This window comes from Rhodococcus sp. SORGH_AS_0301, assembly GCF_030818285.1.
Lineage (GTDB): Bacteria > Actinomycetota > Actinomycetes > Mycobacteriales > Mycobacteriaceae > Rhodococcoides.
This window is the reverse complement of record NZ_JAUTAC010000002.1, coordinates 3829432-3846536: the sequence shown is the minus strand read 5'-3', so window position 1 is coordinate 3846536 and position 17105 is coordinate 3829432. Positions and strand designations below refer to the sequence as shown.

The following is a 17105-nucleotide window of genomic DNA, read 5'->3' as shown; positions in this document are numbered from 1 at the left end:
CCTGGATGCGCAGAAGGCGCACGAGGGCTACGCCCCGGATCGTGCCGCCCGGTTCACGGCCGAGACCACGGCGCGCAGTGATGCCGTGGTGATGGAGGTGGCGATACCGACACCCCACACGATGGTCTCGCCGCCGCCGGGCAGCCGCACGGCCGCCTCGACGTAGGCCGCGGCCTGGGCGTCGTCGCCGGCGGACATGGCGTGCTCGGAGTAGTCGAGGACGCTGACGTCGTACCCGATGGAGCCCAGCGCGTCGACGAAGGCGGCGAGTGGACCGTTGCCGTCGCCCGTGATCTCCTGCTCGGCGCCGTCGACCTTGACGATCGCGGAGATCGAGTCGATTCCGCCGTCCTCCTCGGCCGCGGTGACGCGCTGCCGGATGCGCTCGAGGGGAACGATCGGGGCCAGGTACTCCTCGGAGAACACGTCCCACATGGCCTTGGGCGACACTTCGCCGCCCTCGCCGTCGGTGACGCGCTGCACGGCCGAGGAGAACTCGATCTGCAGTCGGCGCGGCAGCACCAGACCGTGGTCCGACTTCATGATGTAAGCGACGCCGCCCTTGCCGGACTGCGAGTTGACGCGGATCACGGCCTCGTACGTGCGGCCGACGTCCTTGGGGTCGACGGGCAGGTACGGAACCTGCCACAGCACGTCGTCGACGTCCTGATCCTGTTCGTCCGCAGACACTTTCATCGCGTCGAGGCCCTTGTTCACGGCGTCCTGGTGGCTGCCGGAGAACGCGGTGTAGACCAGGTCGCCGCCGTACGGGTGGCGCTCGTGGACGGGCAGCTGGTTGCAGTACTCGACGGTGCGCCGGATCTCGTCGATGTTGGAGAAGTCGATCTGCGGGTCGACTCCGCGAGTGAAGAGATTCAGGCCCAGCGTGACCAAGCAGACGTTGCCGGTGCGCTCACCGTTGCCGAAGAGGCAACCCTCGATGCGGTCGGCGCCGGCCTGGTAGCCCAGTTCGGCTGCGGCGACGCCGGTCCCGCGGTCGTTGTGCGGGTGCAGGCTCAGCACGATCGAGTCGCGACGTTCGAGATTGCGGTGCATCCACTCGATGGAGTCGGCGTAGACGTTGGGGGTCGCCATCTCGACGGTCGCGGGCAGGTTCAGGATCATCGGGTTCTCCGGTGTGGGAGCGATGATCTCGGTGACCGCGTCACAGACCTTCTTGGCGTACTCGAGCTCCGTGCCGGTGTAGGACTCGGGCGAGTACTCGTAGCGCCAGTGCGTGTCGGGGAACTTCGTCGCCTCCTCGAGCACCTTGCGGGCACCGTCGGTCGCGATCTTCTCGATGGCGTCGCGGTCCGCGCGGAAGACCACGCGGCGCTGCAGGATCGACGTGGAGTTGTAGAAGTGGACGATGACGCTGCGGGCGCCCTCGCACGCGACGAACGTGCGCTCGATCAGTTCCGGCCGGCACTGGGTGAGCACCTGGATGGTGACGTCGTCGGGAATCGCACCGTCCTCGATGATCTCGCGGACGAAGTCGAAGTCGGTCTGGCTCGCGGACGGGAAACCGACCTCGATCTCCTTGTAGCCCATACGAACCAGCAGTTCGAACATGCGGCGCTTGCGCGCGGGGCTCATCGGGTCGATGAGTGCCTGGTTGCCGTCACGCAGGTCCACGGCGCACCACTGGGGTGCGCGATCGATGACCTTGTCCGGCCAGGTGCGGTCGGGGAGGGTGAGCGGTTCGACCTCCTCGGCGAACGACCGGTACCGGAACGTCGGCATCGACGAGTTCTTCTGGGTGTTCCACGAGGGCTGATCGGCGGGCGCAGGCTTGGTGGGGGTGGTGACCGTGCGTGAGCCGGATACGAAAGCGTCGGCGGGTGACATCGATGATCTCCGTTGTGAGGAAGGGGACGACCGGCGCCGAAAAGACCCGCGACAGGGAGCCGGTCTGTGAATCAGACCCCGTCGCGGCGACGAAGGAGGAGGGCGAACCCGGCGCCGAACATGCGGGTCACCCTACTCCGTCGCCCGCGCGGACGACACCGGCACGTCTCACGGGCGCGGTGCCACGTCCTTCCACCGCTCCGGTTCCGCCAGCATGGCGCCGTCCGCGGTGCGCCAGCAGGCGGACAGGAGGTCGTACCCGGCCGCGTCGACTCGCAGGTGCGACTCCCACCTCGCCGACGTCCACTCCCGGTCGTCGCTGACGGCGTGCTCGGCGGCGAAGGCGGCCCCGACGAGCTCGAACTGCACGTCTCGCCGCGCGGTCATGGCGTCCGGATGGGTGGGTGTAACGGTGCGCAGCAGATCCGCCGTCCGGCGACAGGCGTCGAGAACGCGCCCGTCGCACCAGAGCAGGCACCGCCGATGAGCGTGACGAGCGACCACCCACATCGACGCCAGCGCGCACAGCACACCGATGCTCGTCTCGACGAGACGCTCGGTCGCGAGCGGCCACGCCTGCGCACCCGGATGGGACGCGCCGCCGATGAGCAGCGCCAGGGGCGTGATGAACATGACGGCGATGCCGTAGTTCCGAGCGATGACCAGTTCGATGAGGAACTGCAGTGCCATCAGCAGCAGGACCAGCACGAACCCGCTCGGTGACAGTGAGAAGACGACGGCGAAGAGCACCACTCCGACGGCCGTGCCCACCAGGCGGTGCAGGGCGCGGACGGTACCTCGTGGTCGGTCGAGGCCCTGTTGCAGCACGAGGACCGCGCCGATGACAGCCCAGTCGGGCCGCCCGAGCCCGGCGACGACGGCGATCGCGCCCGAGGCCGCGGATGCGCAGAAGACGCGGAGCGCCGTGGTGGTGGCGTGGGAATCGACGTGCAGGGCCCGGACCAGCCGGAACTTGATCGTCGGGCGCGACATCGGGACGGAGGGCGTGTGATCCGGAGTGACGTGCACGGTGTCCGACGCGTGCTCGGGATCGAGCGGTGCGTCGCCGATGATGCGCGCGAAGTCGAGGTGGACCCTCCGTAGTCGCAGGACCAGCGGATCGTCGATCCGGCGAGCCGGTATCCCGGCGTCGTGCAGCGCGGCCCAGGCGCGATCGACCGCGACGGCGGCGCGGTGCCGGGCACCGACCGCGGGATCGCCCGCGGTGCGCGCCTCACCGAAGTCGGTCACGCTCCGCTCGGCGGCTGCCACGGCGTCGCGTTCCGGTTTCGACGCGTCGCGCAGTGCCGGTGCCATCGACACGACCAGGGCCCACAGCGCTCCGAGCGCGACGCAGGCGGAGTTGACCCACGCCGTCACCCCGCTCTGCGGGACGATGGTGGCGATCGCGCAGGTCAGGACGAAGAAGAAGGCACCGGGCGGTCCGAGACGGAGCGCATCCACCACGAAGGTCGCGACGGTGCCCAGGACGGTGAGCACCACGACGACGAGGACGGCGCCCACCACGGAGTTCCGCGGGTCGCCGTACTGGCCCACGAGGCCGCCGACGGTGGCGGACAGCACGAGCGCGAGACCGGCCCACAGGACGACCGACCAGCGGGACCGGAACGGCCGGCCCTCGCCGTAGACGACGGCGAACCCGCCTGCCGCGGTCAGCAGGGCCTCGGTGGGAAAACCGAGCGCGAGCAGCGCGAGTGCCGGAACACCGAACGCGAGCGCGGCGCGGAGGCCGCCGGGCCAGCGCGGCCCCACCGACGGCACCGCGACGAAGAGTCGTCGGCGCCGAGGACGAGGCGGTAGAGCGGACGGGTCCGGGGCTGTCACCACCTGATGGTAGGCACGCGATTCCCCCCGGACCCCCGCAGGTCGGTAGGCTGCTGACCGTTCCGGCGGCACCCGTCGCACCAGTGGATGTCCAGCGGGACGTTCTCGACTCGGGAGGTAGCACCAGCGTGGCACTCGTCGTTCAGAAGTACGGAGGATCCTCGGTGGCGACCGCCGAGCGGATCCGGCGCGTCGCTGAACGGATCGTCGAGACCAAGCGCAAGGGCCACGACGTGGTGGTGGTCGTCTCCGCGATGGGAGACACCACCGACGAACTGCTCGACCTCGCGCAGCAGGTGTGCCCCGCGCCGCCCGCGCGCGAGATGGACATGCTGCTCACGTCGGGCGAACGCATCTCCAACGCGCTCGTCGCCATGGCCATCCACTCCCTCGGCGCCGAGGCCCGATCCTTCACGGGATCGCAGGCCGGCGTCGTCACCACCAGCGTGCACGGCAACGCCAAGATCATCGACGTGACGCCCGGCCGTGTCCGCGACGCACTCGACGAGGGCTCGATCGTCCTCGTCGCCGGTTTCCAGGGCGTCAGCCAGGACAGCAAGGACGTGACGACGCTCGGGCGCGGTGGGTCGGACACCACCGCCGTCGCGCTCGCCGCCGCGCTGAACGCCGACGTCTGCGAGATCTACACCGATGTCGACGGCATCTTCACCGCCGACCCACGCATCGTTCCCGACGCCCGTCACCTCGAGAAGGTCTCGTTCGAGGAGATGCTCGAGATGGCGGCGTGCGGCGCCAAGGTCCTGATGCTGCGGTGCGTGGAATACGCCCGCCGCTACAACGTTCCCGTCCACGTCCGCTCGTCGTACACCACCAAGCCAGGGACCATCGTGTCCGGATCCATGGAGGACATTCCAGTGGAAGAAGCCATTCTGACCGGTGTCGCGCACGACCGGAGCGAAGCGAAGGTCACGGTCGTCGGCCTGTCCGATCAGCCGGGCTTCGCCGCCAAGGTCTTCCGGGCCGTCGCGGACGCCGAGATCAACATCGACATGGTGCTGCAGAACGTCTCGCGCATCGACACCGGCAAGACCGACATCACGTTCACGTGCCCCAAGGCCGACGGACCCACCGCGGTGGAGAAGCTGACCAAGCTGCAGGGCGAGATCGGCTTCACCAAGGTGCTCTACGACGACCACATCGGCAAGGTCTCGCTCATCGGCGCCGGCATGAAGTCGCACCCCGGCGTCACCGCGACGTTCTGTGAAGCGCTCGCCGACGCGGGCATCAACATCGACCTCATCAGCACCTCGGAGATCCGTATCTCCGTGCTGACCAAGGACTCCGAGCTCGACGAGGCCGTGCGCGTGCTGCACGCCGCCTTCGGCCTCGGCGGCGACGAGATCGCCGTCGTGCACGGCGGAACCGGAAGGTAGGAGCATCATGACCACGAATTCCACCGGCCTCCACATCGGAGTCGTCGGCGCGACCGGCCAGGTCGGCGCCGTCATGCGAACCCTGTTGGCGGAGCGTAAGTTTCCCGTCGCCTCGATCCGTTTCTTCGCGTCCGCCCGGTCCGCCGGCAAGACCCTGCCGTGGGGCGACGGCGAGATCACCGTGGAGGACGCGTCCACCGCGGATCCCACCGGGCTCGACATCGCGCTGTTCTCGGCCGGCGCCACCATGTCCCGCGAGCAGGCGCCGCGCTTCGCCGCCGCCGGCGTCACCGTCATCGACAACTCCTCCGCGTGGCGCAAGGATCCCGACGTCCCGCTCGTGGTCAGCGAGGTGAACCCCGAGGCGACGAAGAATCTCGTCAAGGGCATCATCGCGAACCCCAACTGCACCACCATGGCGGCGATGCCGGTGCTCAAGGTGCTGCACGACGAGGCCGGGCTGCAGCGGCTCATCGTCTCGAGCTATCAGGCCGTGTCCGGCAGCGGTCTCGCCGGTGTCGAGGAACTGGCGACGCAGGCGCGTGCCGTGGTGGCCGACGCCGAGAAGCTGGTGCACGACGGCAGCGCCGTCGCGTACCCCGATCCGACGGTCTACACCGCGCCGATCGCGTTCAACGTCCTGCCGCTCGCGGGCTCTCTCGTCGACGACGGAAGTGGCGAGACGGACGAGGACCAGAAGCTGCGCAACGAGTCCCGCAAGATCCTGGGTCTGCCGGACCTGCTGGTGAGCGGCACGTGCGTCCGCGTTCCCGTGTTCACCGGCCACTCGCTGTCGATCAACGCGGAGTTCGCGAACCCGCTGTCCGTGGAACGGGCGACGGAACTGTTGTCGTCGGCTCCCGGCGTGCGGGTGGTGGCCGTGCCGACGCCTCTGCAGGCGGCCGGCGCCGACGAGTCGCTCGTCGGACGCATCCGGCAGGATCCCGGTGTGCCGGACGGTCGCGGACTCGCGCTGTTCGTGTCCGGCGACAACCTGCGCAAGGGTGCTGCCCTCAACACGATTCAGATCGCCGAACTCTTCGTTCGGTAGTGCGGGAAGGCCGGAGGCCGGTCGGGTTCGGCGGGAAGGCCGGAGGCCGGTCGGATCAGGCGGGAAGGCCGGAGGCCGGAGGCCGGTCGGATTCGGTCCCGCGCGCTCAGCTCTCGAGGGCGCGCAGGGTGCGGTGCGTGTCGCGTGACGGCACGTACCCACCCAGGATCGAACTCCAGGTCCACAGGCGTCCGTCGAGTCGGTAGCGCCCGTGGGGGAGACCGGCGTCGAGCGCTGTCGCCTCGCCGCTGACCACGGCCGAGAGCATCACGCTCTCGTCGACGACACCGACCACCATCGCATCGACCGTGGACACCGGCTCGTCGGCATCGCGGCCCGACGAGTCGACCAGCGGCTCCATGACCGCCTCGGTGCCCTCGGGAGCGTGGAGGAAGCCGGAGTCGTGCGAGCACCCGTCGGCCTGACACTGTTCGAATCCAGCGATCACCTCGAGCCGCTCGATCAGTGGCCACAGGTCCTGCGAATGCCAGCGGGACAGTCCGCTCTCGCCGCCGTAGGCCTCGCTCCAGGACGCGAACACGGCGGTGAACTCCTCGACCACCGGTCCGTGCCGGTACCAGCAGCGGGGGATGCGCTCGGTCAGCTCGTACCGGTCACGCAGCCACCACACCCAGTCGGTCACCTCGTCCCACAGGCGGGCGGCGTCGTCGGTGTCGAGATAGCGCCACGTGTAGCGACCGCGGGCGCGATCGGGACCGGGGAGAGTGCCCGGACGAGGTCGAGCGCCGCGGCCCGAAGGATCACCGTGGTGCGGGAAACCGCCGTGGTAAGACATCGTGTCCTTGCCGGCCGCGCGCCAGGGTGGTGGCGAACAGCCTGCTCGAGAGTGGCCGTGTGGTGCCGGGCGCCCCGGGGCTCGAACGCCTCGCACTTCGACGTGAGCGCACGGTGGACGAGGTGACGACACCGCACGTGCGACGAATCGACTTCGACAGTAGGTGCAGGTCAGTCGTGCCGCAAGTAGACCCTGTCCAACCGTTGGTCAAAGATGTTGTCGGTGATCGGAATACGAACCCGCCACGGGAACGGCGCCCGATGTGCACTCACTCTCGAACTGATCGAACGATCAGTAGGACGACTTGGGGATCGCGATCCACAGGACCAGGTAGATCACGAACTGCGGTCCCGGAAGGATGCACGAGAGGACGAACAGGAGGCGCACGAGTCCTGCGCTCAGACCGAAGCGCTCGGCGAGACCGCCGCACACTCCGGCGATGAGCTTGCTCTGACGTGAACGGGTGAGCCTGCGGGCCGGGCTGGTCATCGTGGGACCTCTTCTTCGTCGGTGACGTGTCGTCGCGGGTCGGACACCACGGCAACGTGCGGCGCCGGTGCCTGGTTCCCGTGCCGCCGTCGTGCGACGACGGTGAATGCTCGACGTGAGTGTTCGTGCGACGTTCTCGGCGCGGTCCTCGTCCGTACACGGCTCACCTCGACACTGGGCCGCATGCGCATCGTGCAGGTGGCCAACTTCTACGGACCTCGTTCGGGCGGTCTGCGGACGGCCGTGGACCAACTCGGAGCCGGCTATGTCGCTCGCGGCCACGAGGTGACGGTCATCGTGCCCGGCGACGTCCACTCCGAGACGATGTCTGCCACCGGGGTGCATCGCATCACCGTCCCGTCCACCCGGCTCCCGATGACCGGTGGCTACCGGGTGGCGAGGCCGTCCGTGACGGCCGATGTCGCGGCGAGTCTGCGACCGGACGTGCTCGAGATCTCGGACCGTCTGACCCTGCGTGGCCTCGGAACGTGGGCGCGCCACAGAGGGATTCGCAGCGTGATGATCTCCCACGAGAGGCTGGACCGACTGCTCGGACAGGTGTTGCCCGTCCCGGTGGCGCGCGCGGCGGCGGACGTCGCCAACCGGCGGTCCGTCCTCGGTCACGACGCGGTGGTGTGCACCACCGCGTTCGCGCAGGAGGAGTTCGACCGGATCGGCGCAGACGCGCACCGCATCGCACTCGGGGTGGACCTCGAGTTGTTCCACCCGTCGCGTCGCCATCGCAACGAGGGACGGATGATCCGGCTCGTGCACTGTGGACGGCTGTCGGTGGAGAAGCACGCCGAGCGGAGCGTCGACGCCCTGGCACACCTGCGCCGCGAGGGCATCGACGCACGCCTGGTGGTGGTGGGCGACGGTCCGCGGCGGTCCGCGCTCGAGCGGCGCGCCGAGGGTCTGCCCGTGCACTTCGCCGGGTTCGTCTCCGACCGCGAGCGCGTCGCACGGTTGCTCGCCGAGGCGGACGTGGCGGTCGCTCCCGGACCGCACGAGACGTTCGGGCTGGCGGCCCTGGAGGCACTGGCGTCGGGCACACCCGCGGTGGTGTCGGGAACGTCCGCGCTGGCCGAGATCGTCACCCCGGACTGCGGCGCAGCAGTGGCCAATCGCTCTCGCGACTTCGCCGAGGGCATCGCCGCGACCCTGGCGCTCCCCTCGGGCGGACGGCCCACGGCCAGGGCGAGGGCGGAGCAGTACGGCTGGCCGACGGCGGTGGAATCGATGCTCGAGGTCCTGTCCGGGCGGTGACGGTCGGCCCGCCCTGAACTCCGGCGAACTCACTTACATTCAGTCTGGACTGTTTGTAAGAAAGCCGATATGGTCGCAGATGTGACCGAGACCACCGCCGTGACCGAGCCGGCTGCCCAGCCCGCCCGCCGGACGCAGGCGGAGCGCACCGCCGGCACGCGGGCCAAGCTTCTCGACGCCGCCATCGACACGTTGGTGGACGTCGGGTACTCCCGCGCGAGCACCCAGGAGATCGCACGTCGGGCCGGTGTGTCCCGCGGTGCTCAGCTCCACCACTTCCCGACGAAGGAAGCGCTCGTCGTGGCGGCCGTCGAGCGGCTCGTCGAGCGACGCCTCGACGAGCTGGTCGGGGTCCACCGCGGTGGGCCCGTCGGCCCGGCGCTCCTGCTCGACGCCTTCTCCGGCCCGTTGTTCCACGCGGCGCTCGAACTGTGGGTCGCCGCCCGCACGGATGCGGCACTGCACGCCGCGGTGGAACCACTCGAGCGTCGAGTGACCGAGGTGTTGCAGGAAGGCGGCCGAGAGCTCTACGGGGACAGCATGTCTCCCGCTGCCTTCGACCTGAGTATCGAACTCGCACGAGGGATGGCCGTGTCGGCCATCTTCCGAACCCCCGAGGAGGAACACGCGATGCGTGCACGATTGTTGCCGGAGTGGGAGCGGGCGGTGACGGAGCTGTGACGACCACACTGCCCGCGCACGTCGATGTTCTCGTCGTCGGATCGGGATTCGCCGGTATGGGTGTGACGGCGCGGGTGCTCCGCGAGGACCCGTCCGCCGACGTGCTCGTGATCGAGCGTGCCGACGACGTCGGTGGGACCTGGCGCGACAACACGTATCCCGGTGTCGCGTGCGATGTTCCGACGTCGCTGTACTCGTTCTCCTTCGCCCCGCACTCCGACTGGAGCCACACCTTCGCTCGTGGACCGGAGATCCATCGGTACCTGCGCGGGGTGGCCGACGACTTCGGGATCCGAGACCGTCTCGTCACGGGTTGCGCGCTGCTCGGGGCGCAGTGGGACGAGGAACGCTGCGTCTGGGACGTCACCACGGAGAAGGGTGATCTGACCTGCCGAGTGTTGGTCGCGGCCACGGGAACGCTCTCGACGCCGAAGCTGCCCGCTGTGCCGGGCCTCGACACATTCGCCGGCCACACCTTCCACTCCGCGACGTGGGACCACGACTACGACCTGCGCGGCAAGCGTGTCGCCGTCGTGGGCACCGGTGCGTCGGCAATCCAGTTCGTTCCCGAGATCGCCCCGGTCACGTCGCAACTGCACGTCTTCCAGCGCACCCCGGCGTGGGTGATCCCGCGCATGGACCGCACGCGCGGTCCGATCGAGCGATGGTTCTACCGCCGCGCGCCGTGGACACTCGAGGCGCAGCGCGGTGCGATCTACGCGTACCGCGAGATGTACGTCGAGATGATGGCCAAGCGGCCCAAGCTTCTGTCGATCGCGCACACGATAGCCACGGGTTTCCTCCGACTGAAGGTGCGCGACGGCGGACTCCGGAAGCGCCTCACGCCGGGCTACACCATCGGCTGCAAGCGCATGCTGTTGTCCAACGACTGGTACGACACGTTGCAGCGACCGGACGTCGAACTGGTGGACAGCGGTCTGGCCTCGATCACGCCGACAGGTGTGGTGGACGCCGCGGGACGCGAGCGCGAGGTCGACGCCATCGTCTTCGGTACCGGCTTCACCCCCACCGAGCCGCCCGTCGCACATCTGTTGCGCGGCAGCGACGGTCGAACTCTCGCCGAGCGGTGGGGCGGCAGCCCGCGCGCCTACCGAGGTACGACGATGGCCGGCTTCCCGAATCTCTTCCTCATGTACGGGCCGAACACCAACCTGGGACACAGCTCGATCGTCTACATGCTCGAGTCCCAGTCGGCGTACGTCGAATCCGCTCTGCGCGAGATGACGCGTCGCAGCGTCGATGCCGTCGACGTGAGTCCGTCCGCGGTCGACGAGTGGAACGCGTCTCTCGACGCCGACCTGGCCGGCACGGTGTGGAACACCGGTGGGTGTTCGAGTTGGTACCTGGACGCGAGTGGACGGAACTCGGCCATGTGGCCGACCTTCACGTGGAAGTTCCGCAAGGCGACCGCCGCGTTCGACATCGAGAACTACCGCACGATGCGGGCGCGCGGAGGGCCGGACGTCGGCCGAACTGTGGGAAGTACACCGTCGGAGAAGGCAGCAATATGAAGAACACCTACGACGTCATCGTCGTCGGATCGGGTTTCGGCGGCAGCGTCTCCGCCCTGCGTCTGACCGAGAAGGGATACCGAGTCGGTGTCCTGGAATCCGGTCGTCGTTTCGAGGACGACGAGCTGCCCAAGACGAGCTGGCGACTGCGGAAGTATCTGTGGGCGCCCATGATCGGGTGCTACGGACTGCAGCGGATCCACCTGCTCCCCAATGTCCTGGTGATGGCCGGAGCCGGTGTCGGCGGCGGATCGCTGAACTACGCGAACACTCTGTACCAGCCCCCGAGCCGCTTCTTCGAGGATCCGCAGTGGGGTGACATCACCGACTGGGAAGCGGAGATGACGCCGTACTACAAGCAGGCGCGTCGGATGCTGGGCGTCGAGGACAACCCGACCATCACCCCCGCGGACAAGGTCATGCGCGACATCGCCGAGGAGATGGGCGTCGGTGACACGTTCAGCACCACACCGGTCGGCGTGTTCTTCGGTCAGCCGGGGCAGAAGGGTCGCGACGTCCCGGACCCGTTCTTCGGTGGCGTCGGACCCACCCGGACAGGCTGCACCGAGTGCGGTGCGTGCATGACGGGCTGCCGTGTCGGCGCCAAGAACACCCTGGTGAAGAACTACCTCTACCTCGCCGAGAAGGCCGGTGCCATGGTGCATCCGCTGACCACGGTCACCTCGGTGCGTCCCCGCGAGGGCGGTGGATACGAGGTGCGGACGCGTCGCACCGGTGCGAAGCTGCGGCGCAAGGAGACCGTGATGACGGCCGACCACGTCGTCTTCGCCGCCGGCACCTACGGGACCCAGAAGTTGATGCTGGCGATGAAGGAGACCGGAGATCTGCCCCACCTGTCGGACAAGCTCGGGTCCGTGGTGCGCACCAACTCCGAAGCGGTGCTGGCCGCGACGGCGCGTGACCGGCAGATCGACTACACGGAGGGCGTGGCGATCACCTCGTCGTTCCACCCCAACGATCACACGCACATCGAGCCGGTGCGATACGGCAAGGGCAGCAACGCCATCGGACTGTTGCAGACCGTTCTCAGTGACGGCGGCGGCAGGCTGCCGCGACCGCTGAAGACGCTGGGCGTCGCGCTGCGCCACCCGGCCGCCACCGTGCGCAGCCTGTCGGTGAAGAACTGGTCGGAACGCACCGTCATCGCGCTCGTCATGCAGACCGACGACAACTCGCTGGAACTCGGTTCCAGGAAAGGTCGATTCGGTCGGCGTCTGACCTCTCGCCCGGGAGGTGGCAGCCCGCCGCCGAAGTGGATCCCGGAGGGGCACATCGCGATCAGGAAGGCCGCGGACAAGATCGGCGGCGACCCGGGTGGCTCTTTCGCGGACGTGTTCGACATTCCCATGACCGCGCACTTCCTCGGTGGTTGTGTCATCGGTGCGACGCCGGAACGGGGCGTCATCGACGCGTACCACCGGGTGTTCGGGCACGAGGGTCTGCACGTCGTCGACGGATCGGCCGTGAGCGCGAACCTCGGCGTCAATCCGTCGCTCACCATCACCGCCCAGGCTGAGCGGGCGATGGCCCTGTGGCCGAACAAGGGAGAAAACGATCAGCGTCCGCCGGTCGGCACAGGGTACGAACCCCTCGCCCCGGTCCGCCCCGTCGCTCCCGTGGTTCCCGCCGAAGCACCCGGCGCACTGCGACTCCCGCTCACCGTGGTGGGTCGGAACCGCTGACTCGCGCGGGCTCGACCCCGAGACGACACAGGCCCCGACCTCCTCGCGGAGATCGGGGCCTGTCCCGTTCGGTCACTTGCCGGAGATGGGTCCCAGCAGCGAGGTGGTCCAGATCGCCGAGTTGGCGGACCCTGCCGGGTCACCGGCCGGCACCAGTCCGTTGATGGTCACCTGTCCGCCGGCCAGTCCGCGTGCGGGGTTCGGCGGGAGGGTGAGGCCGCAACTCTGCTGCACGTCGGCGATGCCGGGCAGCGAGTTCTGGCGGCACTGACCGCGTCCCTCGACCGTCAGCGGGCCACCGGGCAGGTTGTCGTACGTGACGGTCAGGGCAGCACCGAATTCGGGCTGCGCCGTCGGGGAGTAGCAGACACGCGCTGTCGCGGCCGTGATCTCGCTGGGCGAGGTCGAGGCCGCGCCCGTGGCCGGATCCACACTCGCCGCGTGCAGTTCGGTGGTGCGCTCGCCTCCCGCACAGGACGGCGACGATCCCACCGATCGGGAGTTCACCTCGCGTGTCACGTTGTAGGCGATCGGGCCCGTCGGCTGCGGGATTCCGGCGGGCGGAGCCGAATCGACGGGCGCGGTGCCCTCGCCGAGCGAGTACAGCGTCCACACCGATCCGGTGCGTCCACCGGGCAGACGCAACGGGTTGGCCACCGAGTTGCTGGTGGCGACACCGGCGCTCACACCGGACGCGTTGGGCTGGATGCGGAGAACGCAGTCGACGGCGCCGCGTCCGGGCGATCCGGGGTAGAGCTCGAAGCCGCACGGTCCGCGCATGTCGAGACGGCCGAGGCCGGGAGCGTCGAGAGTGCCCCACTGGTCGAGGATCTGGGTTCCGTCGAGCCCCAGCCCGTCGCACACGTAGATAGGTCCGACGTTGCGCGCCGTCTCGGCGGTCAGCACGCCGGACGCGGGGTCCGACTGGAACGTGTACATACGGGCGTCGAGACGTTCGACGAGGAGGTACTGGGCCGGAACGCCGTACTGGGCGTTGCACCGCGCGGTGTCCTCGGCAGTCGGCCGATTGCCGCTGTCCACCGTGCGGAAGACGTGGAACTGGCCGGGGCCGTCGCTGATCGATCCGAGAAGGGTCGACGGTGCCACCGGTCCCGGGTCGGCCGAGGCGGTGCCCGTGAAGGCGGCGACCGCGGTGACGGCCGCAGCGGCGACGAGTCCCGCCCGCCGCAGAAGACCGGATCTGCTCGAACGACTGTGCATTGTTGTATTCCCCCCAGAACTGCTGCCATCTCGACGACCGAAGAGTGCCACACGAATCCCCCATCTCCGACATGTGTGTGACCTGGCACAATGCCCGCTACGCGGCCCTGGACGAGTGGACACGAGGGGACGGTCGGACTGACCGTAGTGTCCACCGGAGCAGCACAGTGCTGCGTAATTCGTGCCGGGGGGCTCCTGACGTGTCGACGTTCTCTCTGACCAGAGTCATGGTCACCGTGGTGGCAGTGGCCGCCATGACCGTGTTCGGGAGTGCCACGGGGAGTGCGGATCCCGCCGTACCACCGTCGCCGGCGCCCGGTGGCGCACGAACGTTCTCCGAGCTTCCGCTGCCCGGACAGCCGGAGGGCATCGCCGTCGATCCGTCCGACGGCAGCGTGTGGACGGGATCGAATCGGCCCCGATCGACGGGAACGGTCTGGCATCACGACGGATCCGGTGAACTGATCGGCACCTACGATCTCGTGGGGCATTCCCCGGACGCCGAGCACGGGGTCAACGGCATCGCGCTGGACGGTGCGGGCCGGGTGTACGCGCTCGACTGGTCGGGTGCGCGTGCGGTACGACTCGATCCTGCATCGGGAGCCCAGTCGGTCTACGCGACGTTCCCCGATCTGCCGTCCTGTGGTCGGGGGATCGTCCCGTGCGAGCCGAGCCCTGTCGATCGACCCGCGTGGCCCAACTACCCGGTGTTCGACGCGGCGGGCAATCTGTACGTGAGCGATCTGAACCAGGCCACCATCTGGAAGGTGCCGGCCGGCGGCGGTGAGGCTCGGATCTGGTACCAGAGTCCAGATTTCGTGTCGCTGTACAGCGTCAACGGCATGCAGTTCGACGCGCAGGGCCGCCTCGTCTTCGTGGTCACGATCTCCCTGACAGCGGACCCGTCGATCTTCCGCGGGAAGCTGTTCCGCCTCGGCGTCGACGGGAACGGTGGTCCGGGTACTCGCGAGGAGATCGCCACGACGTCACAGGGTGACGGCATCGCCATCGGGGAGTCGGGCCGCGTCTACGTGGCGGTCGCGAACCCGATCATCAACGACGTCGAGATCGTGGAGCCCGGACGTGGCGTCGTCGGCGCGCTCCCGTCCCCCGAAGCGAGGGCGGCGCTGGCGGTGCCTCTCGTCACTCCCGCATCGTTGGCCTTCCGCGGCACGTCGGTGTTGGCGACCAACCATTCCCAGTACGCGATCGACCCCCGCGAGTGGTCGATCCAGGAGTTGGGCGTGGGGGAGCGGGGACTGCCCCTCCTGTACCCGACGCCCTGACACCACGAACGTAACTGGACTGATTCCAGAAAAGGGGTCATACTGGAACGGATCGACATTCTGCGTGTGCGCGAGTCGATGCCCGGGTATGCGGGTACGACGGACGTTCTGCGTCACACCGCGACGCTTCGCGTCTGCCACGAACAGGAGGCACTGGACTCATGACACAGCCGAGGCCCACGACCAACAACGCCGGTATCCCGGTTCCCAGCGACGAGCACTCCCTCACTGCGGGTGCGCAGGGACCGATCCTGCTGCACGATCACTACCTCATCGAGAAGATGGCGCAGTTCAACCGTGAGCGGGTCCCGGAGCGTGTGGTGCACGCCAAGGGTGCAGGCGCCTTCGGCACGTTCGAGGTCACCGGTGACATCTCGCAGTACACGCGGGCGGCGGTGTTCCAGCCCGGCGCGAAGACCGAGATGCTGGCGCGCTTCTCCACCGTCGCGGGCGAGCAGGGCAGCCCCGACACGTGGCGCGACCCCCGCGGTTTCGCGCTGAAGTTCTACACCACCGAAGGCAACTGGGACATGGTCGGCAACAACACGCCGGTGTTCTTCGTGCGCGATCCGTTGAAGTTCCAGGACTTCATCCGCAGCCAGAAGCGCATGCCCGACTCCGGTCTCCGAGACAACGACATGCAGTGGGACTTCTGGACCCTGTCGCCCGAGTCGGCACACCAGGTGACCTGGCTGATGGGTGACCGCGGAATCCCGAAGTCGTTCCGCCACATGGACGGTTTCGGTTCGCACACGTACCAGTTCATCGCTGCCGACGGCACCAAGTCGTGGGTCAAGTTCCACTTCAAGACGGATCAGGGCATCGACTACCTGACACAGGACAAGGCCGACGAGCTGGCGGGCACGTCGCCCGATCATCATCGTCAGGACCTGTTCGGATCGATCCGCAACGGCGACTTCCCGAGCTGGACCGTCAAGGTGCAGATCATGCCGTACGACGATGCCGAGACGTACAGGTACAACCCGTTCGATCTGACCAAGGTCTGGTCGCAGAAGGACTACCCGTTGATCGAGGTCGGCACGATGACCTTGAACAAGAACCCGGAGAACTTCCACGCCCAGATCGAGCAGAGCTCGTTCGAGCCGTCCAACCTCGTTCCGGGCATCGGTGCGAGCCCGGACAAGATGTTGCTCGGACGCATCTTCAGCTACGCGGACGCGCACCGGTACCGCATCGGCACCAATTACGCGCAGCTGCCGGTCAATCGGGCGAAGGCGGAGATCAACTCCTACTCCAAGGAGGGTGCGATGAACATCCACTACAACTCCGCGGAGACGCCCGTGTACGCCCCGAACTCGTACGGTGGTCCCGCCGCCGACACGAACGCGTACGGCGACGACGGTGCCTGGGACTTCGAGCCCCGATTCGTGCGCACCGGGTACGTGCAGCATCCCGAGGACGGCGACTTCGTCCAGGCCGGCATTCTCGTGCGCGAGATCATGGACGACGACGCCCGCGAGCGTCTCGTGGGCAACATCGTCGGCCACGCGCTCAACGGTGTCACCGAGCCTGTGCTGCAGCGGGTGTTCCAGTACTGGAGCAACGTCGACCCCGAGATCGGCAAGAAGGTCGAGGAGGGTGTGCGCTCCGGACAGGGCGAGACCGCCCCCACGACCGGCGCCGGCGCGGTGGACGACCCGGCCGACGAGGCCGCGAAGGTCTGATCCGCTCCGATTCTCGACGCCGCCCGTCGCACCCTCAGCGGGTTCGGCGGGCGTTGCCGTGTGTGATGTAGATCACGTTTGAAACGTGTGGTCAGAATTCTCTGCCGGCTCGCTGCTTCGGGCACCGAAGCGGCGGCGGCAACGCCGACAGGCTCACGTCCCGGCCCGGTTCATCGAACGGCCTCGTCGTATCGCCCCGATCGGTCTGTGTGACCCCGAGTACCGATCAATGGTTCGCAGAAGTTGAAGAACGTTCGGTATGTGTGGTTTCGAGAATGGATCTACAGTTCGCTCGCAGCCATTGCGGT

The 17105-nt window shown here is 68.3% G+C and carries 13 protein-coding genes; 8 read left to right on the top strand and 5 right to left on the bottom strand.

Annotation, left to right across the window (positions count from 1 at the left end; translation table 11 throughout):
• Positions 1–27: 27 nt before the first annotated feature.
• Entirely contained in the window at positions 28–1848 is a 1821-nt protein-coding gene (gene leuA, locus QE397_RS18805) for a 2-isopropylmalate synthase (protein ID WP_027506649.1), read from the bottom strand.
• 168 nt (positions 1849–2016) lie between these two features.
• Positions 2017–3693, bottom strand: coding sequence for an FUSC family protein (locus QE397_RS18800; protein WP_285187004.1), 1677 nt, complete (start codon positions 3691–3693; stop codon positions 2017–2019).
• A 128-nt stretch (positions 3694–3821) separates the two neighbouring features.
• Here QE397_RS18800 and QE397_RS18795 point away from each other — a divergent pair, with 128 nt between their 5' ends.
• Entirely contained in the window at positions 3822–5087 is a 1266-nt protein-coding gene (locus tag QE397_RS18795; RefSeq protein ID WP_027506651.1) for an aspartate kinase, read from the top strand.
• A 7-nt stretch (positions 5088–5094) separates the two neighbouring features.
• A complete protein-coding gene (locus tag QE397_RS18790) occupies positions 5095–6138 on the top strand; it encodes an aspartate-semialdehyde dehydrogenase (protein WP_027506652.1) in 1044 nt (347 codons plus the stop codon).
• 106 nt (positions 6139–6244) lie between these two features.
• Here QE397_RS18790 and QE397_RS18785 read toward each other — a convergent pair whose 3' ends face one another.
• Complete coding sequence (locus QE397_RS18785) at positions 6245–6934, bottom strand: hypothetical protein (RefSeq protein WP_056443289.1); 690 nt, start codon at positions 6932–6934, stop codon at positions 6245–6247.
• Positions 6935–7225: 291 nt separating this feature from the next.
• Entirely contained in the window at positions 7226–7423 is a 198-nt protein-coding gene (locus QE397_RS18780; protein WP_027506653.1) for a PspC domain-containing protein, read from the bottom strand.
• A 183-nt stretch (positions 7424–7606) separates the two neighbouring features.
• On the opposite strand from QE397_RS18780, the gene QE397_RS18775 reads away from it, so the two are divergent.
• The 4 genes from QE397_RS18775 to QE397_RS18760 all read left to right on the top strand — a co-directional run bounded on the left by QE397_RS18775 (position 7607) and on the right by QE397_RS18760 (position 12605).
• Entirely contained in the window at positions 7607–8689 is a 1083-nt protein-coding gene (locus tag QE397_RS18775; RefSeq protein WP_285187018.1) for a glycosyltransferase, read from the top strand.
• A 69-nt stretch (positions 8690–8758) separates the two neighbouring features.
• A complete protein-coding gene (locus QE397_RS18770; RefSeq protein WP_056443296.1) occupies positions 8759–9370 on the top strand; it encodes a TetR/AcrR family transcriptional regulator in 612 nt (203 codons plus the stop codon).
• Positions 9371–9426: 56 nt separating this feature from the next.
• A complete protein-coding gene (locus QE397_RS18765) occupies positions 9427–10902 on the top strand; it encodes an NAD(P)/FAD-dependent oxidoreductase (protein WP_051613577.1) in 1476 nt (491 codons plus the stop codon).
• A complete protein-coding gene (locus tag QE397_RS18760) occupies positions 10899–12605 on the top strand; it encodes a GMC oxidoreductase (RefSeq protein ID WP_222633313.1) in 1707 nt (568 codons plus the stop codon). Before QE397_RS18765 ends, QE397_RS18760 begins: the two co-directional genes overlap by 4 nt.
• A 72-nt stretch (positions 12606–12677) precedes the next feature.
• Here the strand turns inward: QE397_RS18760 and QE397_RS18755 are convergent, their stop codons facing one another.
• The gene (locus QE397_RS18755) at positions 12678–13826 is read right to left on the bottom strand and encodes a hypothetical protein (protein WP_307096658.1); all 1149 of its coding nucleotides are present in this window, start codon (positions 13824–13826) and stop codon (positions 12678–12680) included.
• 200 nt (positions 13827–14026) lie between these two features.
• Between QE397_RS18755 and QE397_RS18750 the strand changes: the two genes are divergently transcribed.
• A complete protein-coding gene (locus QE397_RS18750; RefSeq protein ID WP_307096657.1) occupies positions 14027–15112 on the top strand; it encodes an SMP-30/gluconolactonase/LRE family protein in 1086 nt (361 codons plus the stop codon).
• Positions 15113–15273: 161 nt separating this feature from the next.
• Positions 15274–16797: a catalase gene (locus tag QE397_RS18745; protein WP_222638967.1), complete on the top strand. Its 1524-nt coding sequence runs from the start codon at positions 15274–15276 to the stop codon at positions 16795–16797.
• The last annotated feature ends 308 nt before the right edge of the window (positions 16798–17105 follow it).